We start from the raw sequence: 2,480 nt of genomic DNA, 5'->3' as shown, positions 1-2,480 counted from the left end.
GGTGTGTGATTCGTTGAGTCGAAACTGGTTACAGGAAAAACTTTTCAGCAAAATCCTTAGCCTTGGGATGACTCACTAGGTTCTTAGAAATCCGTTACAAATACCCAAGCGGATAACCGAATAAGTTATGTACGGATAACCGAACCTTGATAACTGTATAACCTTATAGGTGATGTGACAAACCATCACAAAGTCCTATCCTCCAAGCGTGGGAGTGAAAGCATTTCCCCTACCTAGCGACTGGTTATCAAAGGGTAAAGCGGGGAAAAACGCTGGTAACACCAAACCATGAGGTGAATCCCAGCAAGCAAGAGTGCATGGACAACGAAAGTGAAGGTACGTTTGAACAGTCGTAACCCACTAAGTAGCGAAAAGAATGGTTGATACGCTGCGGTCAAAAGACACTGAGACACATAGGAACCCGAAAGTACCTCCATCAAGGTCACGCTTTCCTGTCTCCGGCTGAGTAGTACCGTCCTAAACACTCAAACAAAAGGTTATACGGAACGAAGTAATCCTGTCTGTGGCTCTCTAAGAGGTCGATATTAGAGTAGGAGCCAATCCGCAAGCCCTAACAGGAAGAGATGGAATCAGAAGCAAATGCCTACCTGTAATGGGTATGGATACGCAGACAGATTCCCGATGATTTGGAAGATAGAGTGTCAACAAAGCAATGAAGATGACTAAAACACGGAAAAATCCGATGGTGGTATGGACACAAGTGAACTGGCAAAAGCTAGAACGCATGGTGTACAAGTTGCAAAAGAGAATCTATCAAGCCTCTCAAAGGGGAGATGTCAAAGCAGTGCGTAAATTGCAAAAGACTCTTCTAAATTCCTGGTCTGCCAAAATGCTTGCCGTCCGAAAAGTGACACAAGATAACCAAGGAAAGAACACTGCAGGAGTAGATGGGAAAAAGGCTCTCACGCCTAAAGCCCGACTTGAACTAGTAAAAACACTAGAGCTAAATCACAAATCTACCCCCACCCGCCGAGTATGGATTCCCAAGCCAGGGAAAACAGAAAAGAGACCCTTGGGTATAGCCACTATCGCAGAACGGGCAAAACAAGCACTGGTAAAATTAGCCTTGGAACCCGAATGGGAAGCCAAGTTTGAGCCTAACAGCTATGGATTCCGACCTGGTAGAAGCTGTATGGATGCTATTGAGGGGATCAAAGTAGCAATTAAACAAAAGAGCAAATATGTTCTGGATGCTGATATTGCAAAATGTTTTGACAAAATTGACCATAAGAAACTATTGAGCAAAATCAATACGTTTCCAAAACTTCGCAAACAGATTAAAGCATGGCTTAAGTCTGGCGTTTACGACGGCGGAGCATGGTTTCCAACTGATGAAGGAACCCCTCAAGGTGGTGTAATTTCGCCATTATTAGCAAACATCGCTTTACACGGAATGGAAAAGATTGTCAAGGAATTTGTCCGAACCCTTCCAGGGAAAAAGGACAACAATGAGAAGGAAATCACCTTAGTTAGATATGCCGATGATTTTGTCATCCTACATCCCAAACTGGATGTAATTATGAGGGCTAAAGTACTGATTGAGGAATTCCTGAATGATGCTGGTCTAGAACTTAGACCTGAAAAAACTCGCATCACTCACACCTTGGAACACATGGGAGAAGAAACTTCTGGTTTTGACTTCCTTGGCTTTAATATCCGCCAGTACCCAGTAGGGAAGTACGCAACAGGCAAAAACACACACGGTAAACCGCTAGGTTACAAGACATACATTAAGCCAAGCAAAGAGGCTGTTAAAGCTCACTATCAAAGGTTAGCTAGTGAAATTGATAAGTTAAAATCTTGTCAATCCCAAATCGAGCTAATCAAGCGACTAAATCCAATCATCACTGGATGGAGCAACTATTACTCCAAAGTTAACAGTGCTGAAATCTTTCAAGAGCTTGACAATTTACTAACACTGAAGTTAATTGCTTGGACTAAGGCTAGACACCTTCACAAATCTACAAAACGGTGGACTAGGAAATATTTCGGCTCCAAAGGCGGGTCAAACTGGATATTCCGCGCCATTACCAAAGGTAAAACTCTCTATCTTACTTACCACGGTGATTTTCATATCCAGAAATTTGTCAAAGTCAAGGGAGAAGTCAGCCCCTACAACGGCGATTTCATCTACTGGGCTACCCGCATGGGCAAAAGTGTCGAATTACCAACTAGAGTCTCCAAACTGCTGAAAAAGCAGAATGGAAAATGCACAGAATGCAATATGTACTTCAGAGATGGAGATGTAATGGAAGTAGACCATGTTATTCCCCGCTCCAAAGGGGGAAAAGACAGCTACGAAAATTACCAACTATTGCATAGACACTGCCATGACATCAAAACCAAACGAGACGGTACTCATGACAAGAGCCAAATCATTGAGGAGCCGTGTGATGCGAAAGTATCACGCACGGTTCTGAAGCCGAGTCACATTGGCGACAATGTGGCTTAGGGTAATA

1 protein-coding gene is annotated in these 2,480 nt (G+C 43.3%); it reads left to right on the top strand.

What is annotated here, in order from left to right; translation table 11 throughout:
* The first annotated feature begins 679 nt into the window (after window positions 1-679).
* Window positions 680-2,473: a group II intron reverse transcriptase/maturase gene (gene ltrA, locus RM368_RS38235; protein ID WP_322698892.1), complete on the top strand. Its 1,794-nt coding sequence runs from the start codon at window positions 680-682 to the stop codon at window positions 2,471-2,473.
* Window positions 2,474-2,480 lie beyond the last annotated feature (7 nt).

It is taken from the genome of Nostoc sp. DedSLP03 (assembly GCF_034530815.1).
Lineage (GTDB): Bacteria > Cyanobacteriota > Cyanobacteriia > Cyanobacteriales > Nostocaceae > Nostoc.
This window is presented reverse-complemented; position numbering and strand designations above follow the sequence as displayed.

Excerpts from the sequence above, each read along its gene's own strand:
- ltrA (WP_322698892.1), top strand. The coding sequence starts at position 680 with ATGACTAAAACACGGAAAAATCCGATGGTGGTATGGACACAAGTGAAC.